The sequence below is a fragment of the Arthrobacter sp. 05L421 genome, assembly GCF_056397785.1.
This window is the reverse complement of sequence record NZ_JBFTOC010000003.1, coordinates 333,449-340,874: the sequence shown is the minus strand read 5'-3', so window position 1 is coordinate 340,874 and position 7,426 is coordinate 333,449. Positions and strand designations below refer to the sequence as shown.

The window sequence follows — 7,426 nt, the reverse complement described above, 5'->3', positions numbered from 1 at the left end:
GGCCCGATGCGGGCGGCCAAGCGGTTCGCGGACGGGCTAAAAAGCGACGGGCAGCTGAGCTCTACCACCAGGGTGCAGGCCGAGCTGTTCGGTTCCCTCGGCGCCACCGGCCGGGGCCACGGTTCGGACAAGGCCGTGGTCCTGGGGCTCCAGGGCCAGGACCCCGAGAGCGTGGACACGGGCACCGCAGATGACCAGGTGGCAGCCGCGGCCCTGGACGCCGAACTCCGGATCGGCGGGGACCACCGGGTCGACTTCAACTGGGACGAGGACCTAATCCTGCACCGCCGCAAATCCCTTCCGGCCCATCCCAACGGCATGACCTTCCGGGCACTGGACCATGCCGGAACAGTACTGAAGGAGCGCAGCTACTACTCGATCGGCGGCGGCTTCGTCGTCGACGGCACGGCCCGAGGCGCTGACCACGTGGTGGCAGACGATACGGTCCTGCCCTACCCGTTCACAACAGCCGACGAGCTCCTCAATATATGCCGCCGTAAGAATATGTCCATCTCCGACGTCATGCTGGCCAACGAACTCGTCTGGCGCAGCGAAGCCGAACTCCGGGAGAAGCTGTTGGCCCTGTGGGCGGTCATGCGCGAGTGCGTGGACAATGGCTGCGCTGCCGAGGGCATCCTGCCCGGCGGGTTGAACGTCAAACGGCGCGCCCCGTCGTTGTTTCGGACACTGGCAGCATCCGCCGTCAGCGCCGAGGCGGATGCCCGGAACCCTTCGCTCGTCCAGGTGCCGGCTGATCCGCTGCTCGCCATGGAATGGGTGAACCTCTTCGCGCTGGCCGTCAACGAGGAAAACGCCGCGGGGGGCCGGATTGTCACTGCTCCCACCAACGGCGCTGCAGGCATTGTGCCGGCCGTGCTGCACTACTACGTCAAGTTCGTCCCCGGAGCCGACGACGACGGCGTTATCCGCTTCCTCCTCACAGCGGCTGCCGTCGGGATCCTCTTCAAGATCAATGCCTCCATCTCCGGGGCAGAGGTGGGCTGCCAGGGCGAAGTCGGATCGGCCTGTTCCATGGCGGCGGCCGGACTCTGCGAAGTCCTGGGCGGCACCCCGGAACAGGTGGAAAACGCCGCCGAAGTCGGAATCGAACACAACCTTGGGCTGACCTGCGACCCCGTCGGCGGGCTCGTGCAGATCCCCTGCATCGAACGCAACGCCATCGCCAGCGTCAAAGCCATCAACGCCGCCCGCCTGTGCCTCCACGGCGACGGCAGCCACAAAGTCTCGCTGGACAAAGCAATCAAGACCATGCGCGAAACAGGAGCTGACATGAAAACCAAGTACAAGGAAACCTCCCGCGGGGGCCTCGCCGTGAACGTCGTGGAGTGCTGACCATGGCCGCGAACCAGACACCCGACACTGTGGAGCACGTCCTGACCCTGGACTGCCCGGAAACGCGCGGGATAGTCCACGCCGTTTCCGGCTTCCTGCTGGATCAGGGCTGCGACATCCTGGAAAGCAAGCAATTCGATTCGATGCTGGACGGCCACTTCTTCATGCGGCTCCATTTCGCCTCGGCCGGGGACCACGCCACGCAGGATTTGCTCCGGAACGCGTTTGTGCCGGTCGCCGAAAAGTTCGGCATGCGCTGGGAGCTGCGGCGGCACGGGACCAAACGGCGGGTCCTGATCATGGTCTCGAAATTCGAGCACTGCCTCAACGATCTGCTCTACCGGGCACGCACCGGTGAACTGCCCATCGAGATCGTCGGCGTCGTGTCCAACCATCCCGATCACCGGCGGACGGTTGAATGGCACGGCATCCCCTTCTTCCACGTGCCGGTCACCCCGGACACCAAGCCTGCGGCCGAACAGCGGCTCCTGGAACTGATCGACCGCATGGACGTGGAACTGGTGGTCCTGGCCCGCTACATGCAGGTCCTCAGCGACAACCTCACCCGCCAGCTGGACGGCCGCGCCATCAACATCCACCACTCCTTCCTGCCCAGCTTCAAGGGCGCGAAACCGTACCACCAGGCGCATGCCCGGGGCGTGAAGACGGTCGGTGCCACCGCCCACTATGTCAACGCGGAGCTGGACGAAGGGCCGATCATCTCCCAGCAAGTGGTGGAGGTGGACCATACCTTCGGCCCGGACGATCTCGTGGCTGCCGGACGCGATACCGAGTGCAAGGCACTCTCCAACGCCGTCCGCTGGCACTGCGAGGGACGCGTCATCCTCCAAGGCAACAGGACAGTGGTGCTGCGTTAGGTTCGGCACGGCGGTGGCTCCGGGAGCTGTCACGCTAGTCTTCAACTAGCTGTACCCGCCCGCTACCGCCCCGCCAGACAGAAACCAGCACCATGCCCCTTACCCTCGAGGACCGTGACGCCGCTGCCGCTCCCGCCTACCTCCTGCGGGGCACCCTCCTCAGCGACGGTACTGCCGGCCAGGACTCCGTGGTGGCGGTGAAAGACGGCCGGATCGCCTACGCGGGACCTGGCGGCGGCTTTGACGCCAGGCAGTTCCCGGGGGTGGAGGAGCTCCCGCTGCCGGACGGCAGTTCACTGCTTCCCGGGCTTGTTGACCTCCACTGCCATGGCGCCGCGGGCGGCGGATTCCCAACCGGGGAGGACCGGGACTGCCGGGAGGCGGTGGACTTCCTGCACCGCAACGGGACCACCACCCTGCTGGCCAGCCTGGTTACGGCCCCGGGCGCTGAGCTGGTGCGGTCGCTGGGCGTGCTCAAGTTCCTGGCGGCTGAGGGACTGATCGCAGGGGTCCATTCCGAGGGGCCCTTCCTCTCCTCGGCCCGCTGCGGCGCGCAGGACCCCCGCTGGCTCCGGGACCCCGATCCTGAACTGCTCCGGCGCCTGCTGGCGGCCGCCGGCGGGACCTTGCGGACCATGACTTATGCCCCCGAACTGCCCGGCGCCAGTGACCTGGTCCGGATTCTCACGGACCACGGCGTCACCCCCTCGCTGGGCCACACCAATGCCGATGCCCGCGTGGCGGCCGCCTCCCTGGCGGAGGCCGCGGTGCTTATGGGCAGTGCCTCGGCCGGAGGGGCCTTCGGGCCGCGGGCCCGGCCCACGGTGACCCATCTGTTCAACGGCATGCCTCCCCTGCACCACCGCAGTCCCGGACCCGTCGCCGCGTGCCTGCGACTGGCGGCCGCCGGCACAGCGGTGGTCGAACTCGTCGGCGACGGCGTCCACCTCGACCCGGAGACGGTCCGGATGGTGTTTGACCTGGTCGGAGCCGAGGGCATCGCGCTGGTGACAGACTCCATGGCGGCAACGGGGCTGTCCGACGGCACCTACGAATTGGGCAGCTCGGATGTTGTGGTGCACGACGGCGTGGCCACCCTGGGGCGCAACGGCGCCCTTGCCGGGGGCACGGCGACCCTGCTGGAGGTTGTCCGCGCCACCATCGCAGCGGGCGTGAGCCCCGCCGATGCCGTCATGTCCGCCACCCTGGTCCCGGCCCGCGTTCTGGGCTTGGAAACCGAGATCGGTGGCCTCCGGACCGGAATGCGCGCCGACGTCATCGCCGTTGACCCGGGCTTCGAACTCGTGGCCGTTTTGCGCGGCGGACGCATCCTGCCGGGACACCGGCACGCCGCGCATTAGCACCCTGATCCCGTGGCGCACCGGCGGCGACTGCGGAAGTTTCGAGCCGTCTTGTTTGTTGTTCTGATTGTGGGTAGAAATAACTTCCGGAAGGAGCCCGCCATGATCCGCATCGCGATCGTGCTCGGGAGCACCCGGCCCGGCCGCCTCGGAAAGGCCGTCGCCGACTGGGTCCATTCCCGGGCGTCAGAACGCGGCGATGCCCGCTTTGACGTCCTCGACGTCGCCGACTTCGATCTGCCGCTTCTCGACGAGCCGCTGCCGCCGTCCCTGGGCCGGTACAGCCTCGGGCACACCAAGGCCTGGTCCGAAGCTGTTGACGGATTCGACGGCTACATCTTCGTCACGGGCGAGTACAACCACTCCATTCCCGGGGCGCTGAAAAACGCCGTGGACTACCTCTACAAGGAGTGGAACAACAAAGCTGCCGGGTTTGTCAGCTACGGAAGCAGCGGCGGCATCCGCGCCGTGGAACACTTCCGCGGAGTTGCCGCAGAGTTGCAGATGGCGGACGTCCGGGCCCAGGTCGCCCTGCCCTTGGCCACAGAATTCGTGAACTACCGCGCCTTCGTTCCTACAGAGGCCGCGGAGCAGAACCTGCAGACCGTGTTTGACCAAGTGATCGCCTGGGCCGGCGCGCTGAAGATCCTCCGCCCGGACCAAACCCACGGAAGAGAAGACGCCAGCGCTGCCTAACTACTGCCTTGGCGGAACGCGTTTTACCGGGGCCAGCTGAGCCTTTTCCGACGTCCGGCTAAGCCGGGGTCTCCGTTCTGCGCCGCCGCCGACGGACGGGAGGCGTGTCCACACCGTGCGGTGCCGCGGCATAGGTGCTGGACTGAGGTTCTTTCTGGACTTGAACGGAATCGGGCACGAGGACATGGACCGTGCCGCCGGCCGTTTCCCGCGTAGCTCCGCCCGCGACGCCCCGAAGGTAGTCAAGCGCTCCCTCTTCACTGAGTCCGTACTCCCGCACCAGCGTCCGCAATGCCAGGCCGGCCAGCGCCCGGGAGAGCTGCGCCGAGGAGAGATCGGCGCTGCTCCCGGACCTCAGCGACAGCTGCTGGACCAAACGCAATGCCCGCGACAGGTGGCGGGCCAGCCGAGCCGCTGCGGTGATGTCTGCGCTGGTGAACACGTGCGGCCAGGGCGCGTACAAGTTCACCGCGGCCTGAAATACCGATGGTGGGCTCAGCGGAACGGACACGAGGGACTGGACTCCAAAGGCTGCTGCTGCGGCGGCGTACCCCGGCCAGCGCCGCTCGAGGGATGTGTCGCCCACAAACACAAATTCACCGCTGCGAGCGGCGGTGCGGGCAGGCCCGTCGTCGAAGGATCGCTGCGCCTCATCCGCGGCCCGCGCGGGTGCACTGCCCGCGGTCAGGGTGAGGGCCTCTGCGGACCCGAGCAAGGTGATTGCCCAGCTGATCCCGCGGCCGGGCCCGCCGAGGTCGTCGACAAACTCGCTCATGGCCTCGCTGAGGAAGGCGCCGACATCCGGATCGTTGAAGTGCAGCTCCCAGAAGGAGGCCTGACGATCCGGTCGGCCGTCTCTTGCAGTTCCTTGGGTCATGTTCCACGCTCGAGATCAAAGCACGCAGCTCACTGCTGAACCGATGAAAACAGCATACGTCCGGCCGGACACCGCCGCGCCAACCATCTGTCAAGGCCGGAGACCCTGCCGAATAACGCGGGGTCCCGGCGCGTTCCGGTGGGCTGTTCCCGTGAGCCTGTCCCGGTGAACTTGTTCCGGTCAGCCGTTCCGGTCACGGCGGCGAACCGCACCAGCCCCCGCGGCGGCCCAGGGAGGTTCCAACGTCCCTCCCTGGACCGCCCGCCCCGGCTTCAACACCAGTCGCGGAGGACCCGTCCGCCGTGGCACAACCATTTATACCCGCGTTCCCCCCGTCCCAAAAGAGCCATTTGGCCCGTCCAGGCTGGCCTTGGATTTCCACCCATTTCACCCCCGGCGGATGAGGTCCGTGCCGGCGTACAGGCAGACGATGGAGATGCCCGCCGATGCCCGATGCTCGGGGGCCAGCCCACCTGGGATAGGAGCTTCCAATGTCGAGACCGCACGCAATCCTCGTGGGATCCATCGCGCTCGGAGCCGCCGTCGCTCTGCTCACCGGGTGCAGCCCAAGCAGCCCGCCGGCCGCCACTTTAAGCCCTACGGCGACCATCTCGAGCCCGCCCGCGAGCATGTCGGCGGTCTGCGCTGCCGCCGATGCCCATGCCGCCGCTCTGAAAAATTTCAAGGACACGCTGAAGCCGGACGCCACGATCGAGCAGGTCCGCGCGGCCCAAGAGCAGGTCGCTAAGACCTATGAAGAGCTGGCCAAGGCAAGCGAGAACCTCGCCCAACAGCGGGCGGAGGCCGTTAAGTCCGCCGAAGCCAAGTTCAACGCCGCAGTCGCCGCGGTGCCTAACGACGCCACCTTGAAGCAGGCAGCTGATTCCCTCCGGGACGAAGCTTCGAACGTTGAGGCCGCGGTCCGCGACCTCCGGACCGAGGTCAAGTGCTAGTACGGCCTTTGTAGTGTCGCTGAAGGACCAGCGCAGCGGAATAAGCAAATGAACGACGGCGGGAACTCCCGCCGTCGTTCATTTGCGTTCACTACTTTGATTGACAAGTGCAAAACGTTTTGTGTAGCGTAGCTCACACCAGAAACAAAACGTTTTGCAAAGGGAAGTCAATGACGACAAGAGTGGGAATAAGGGATGTGGCCAAGGCCGCCGGGGTCTCAGTCACCACTGTGTCGCATGCCCTCAATGACGCCACGAGTTTCCGGGTGAAGGCAGCAACGCAGCAGCACGTGCGGGACGTGGCCAGGGATCTTGGGTATGCCCCGAATAAAATGGCCAGCGGACTGCGCAACCAGCGCTCCCAAATCCTTGGCCTGGTCAGTGACGAAATCACCACCACTCCCTTTGCAGGAGCCATGATCCGCGGGGCGCAGGACGCGGCCTACGACCGCGGCTATGTGGTGATGGTGGTCAATTCGGGCCTGGACAGCGAGCTCGAGAACCGTGAAATCAACATGCTCCGGCAGCATCAGGTGGATGGGGTGGTCTATGCCCGGATGTACCACCAAAGTGTCCAGGTGCCGGCGGAACTGGAGGGCCTTCCCACCGTGCTGTTGGACGCCGTCACCGGCGACAGGTCCATTTCGTCGGTTATCCCCGACGAGGTGGGCGCTGCCGAAACTGCTGTTGAAGCAATCATCCAGGCGGGCCACACCCGGATCGGGATGATCAACAACATGGACGACATCCCCGCTACGCACGGCCGCAGGGAGGGTTTCCTCAACGCTCTCCGGCGGCACGGCCTGGAGCACGACCCCCGCCATTTCGTGATCGGTCCGGCCGGAACCCCGGGAGGCCGCGAGGCCGGGCTGGGCCTTCTCGGTCAGCCCGACCGCCCCACGGCCCTGTTCTGCTTCAGTGACAGGGTTGCCATGGGCGCCTACCAAGCGGCCACTGCATTGGGACTGCGCATTCCGGAGGACGTCTCCATTGTGGGGATCGACAATCTCGAAATCATCGCAGACGCCCTGTGGCCGGGACTCACTACCGTCGCCCTCCCCCACTACCAAATGGGCAGGTGGGCGGTCAACCGAATCCTGGACGACATTGAAAATCCCGGCGTACCGGCAGCCCAGACGCAACTGGAGTGCCCCCTGATTGAGCGGGGGTCCCTCGGCCCGCCGGCAGGTTAGCTGATCGCCGGCAACAGACCGACGGCGACAAACAGCCATCACCAAACCGTTCCACCGCCCGGGCCGCACAAAAAGGGACGCAGCCGTTGCACCGGCCGCGTCCCGCCGGACCCGG

The 7,426-nt window shown here is 66.3% G+C and carries 7 protein-coding genes; 6 read left to right on the top strand and 1 reads right to left on the bottom strand.

Going from position 1 to position 7,426, the window contains the following annotated elements:
* The 4 genes from AC1DKQ_RS06540 to AC1DKQ_RS06525 form a co-directional block, all read left to right on the top strand.
* Nucleotides 1-1,353 (top strand): L-serine ammonia-lyase (locus AC1DKQ_RS06540; protein ID WP_476918485.1); only part of this gene is annotated, 1,353 nt, incomplete at its 5' end.
* A 2-nt stretch (nt 1,354-1,355) separates the two neighbouring features.
* On the top strand, nt 1,356-2,231 hold the full coding sequence (gene purU / locus AC1DKQ_RS06535; protein ID WP_476883215.1) for a formyltetrahydrofolate deformylase: 876 nt from the start codon (nt 1,356-1,358) through the stop codon (nt 2,229-2,231).
* A gap of 92 nt (nt 2,232-2,323) precedes the next feature.
* Nucleotides 2,324-3,592, top strand: coding sequence for an N-acetylglucosamine-6-phosphate deacetylase (locus tag AC1DKQ_RS06530; protein WP_476883214.1), 1,269 nt, complete (start codon nt 2,324-2,326; stop codon nt 3,590-3,592).
* Nucleotides 3,593-3,694: 102 nt separating this feature from the next.
* Entirely contained in the window at nt 3,695-4,288 is a 594-nt protein-coding gene (locus tag AC1DKQ_RS06525) for an NADPH-dependent FMN reductase (protein ID WP_476883213.1), read from the top strand.
* A 58-nt stretch (nt 4,289-4,346) separates the two neighbouring features.
* Here AC1DKQ_RS06525 and AC1DKQ_RS06520 read toward each other — a convergent pair whose 3' ends face one another.
* Complete coding sequence (locus AC1DKQ_RS06520) at nt 4,347-5,165, bottom strand: GAF domain-containing protein (protein WP_476883212.1); 819 nt, start codon at nt 5,163-5,165, stop codon at nt 4,347-4,349.
* Between the two features lie 491 nt (nt 5,166-5,656).
* Here AC1DKQ_RS06520 and AC1DKQ_RS06515 point away from each other — a divergent pair, with 491 nt between their 5' ends.
* Nucleotides 5,657-6,118, top strand: a complete 462-nt coding sequence (locus AC1DKQ_RS06515; RefSeq protein WP_476883211.1) for a hypothetical protein — start codon at nt 5,657-5,659, stop codon at nt 6,116-6,118.
* Between the two features lie 170 nt (nt 6,119-6,288).
* Nucleotides 6,289-7,311: a LacI family DNA-binding transcriptional regulator gene (locus AC1DKQ_RS06510; RefSeq protein WP_476883210.1), complete on the top strand. Its 1,023-nt coding sequence runs from the start codon at nt 6,289-6,291 to the stop codon at nt 7,309-7,311.
* Nucleotides 7,312-7,426 lie beyond the last annotated feature (115 nt).

What these genes read in the sequence shown, in the direction of transcription:
- AC1DKQ_RS06530 (WP_476883214.1), top strand. Translation starts at nt 2,324, where the DNA reads ATGCCCCTTACCCTCGAGGACCGTGACGCCGCTGCCGCTCCCGCCTAC.
- AC1DKQ_RS06515 (WP_476883211.1), top strand. Translation starts at nt 5,657, where the DNA reads ATGTCGAGACCGCACGCAATCCTCGTGGGATCCATCGCGCTCGGAGCC.
- AC1DKQ_RS06520 (WP_476883212.1), bottom strand. Translation starts at nt 5,165, where the DNA reads ATGACCCAAGGAACTGCAAGAGACGGCCGACCGGATCGTCAGGCCTCC.
- AC1DKQ_RS06510 (WP_476883210.1), top strand. Translation starts at nt 6,289, where the DNA reads ATGACGACAAGAGTGGGAATAAGGGATGTGGCCAAGGCCGCCGGGGTC.
- purU (WP_476883215.1), top strand. Translation starts at nt 1,356, where the DNA reads ATGGCCGCGAACCAGACACCCGACACTGTGGAGCACGTCCTGACCCTG.
- AC1DKQ_RS06525 (WP_476883213.1), top strand. Translation starts at nt 3,695, where the DNA reads ATGATCCGCATCGCGATCGTGCTCGGGAGCACCCGGCCCGGCCGCCTC.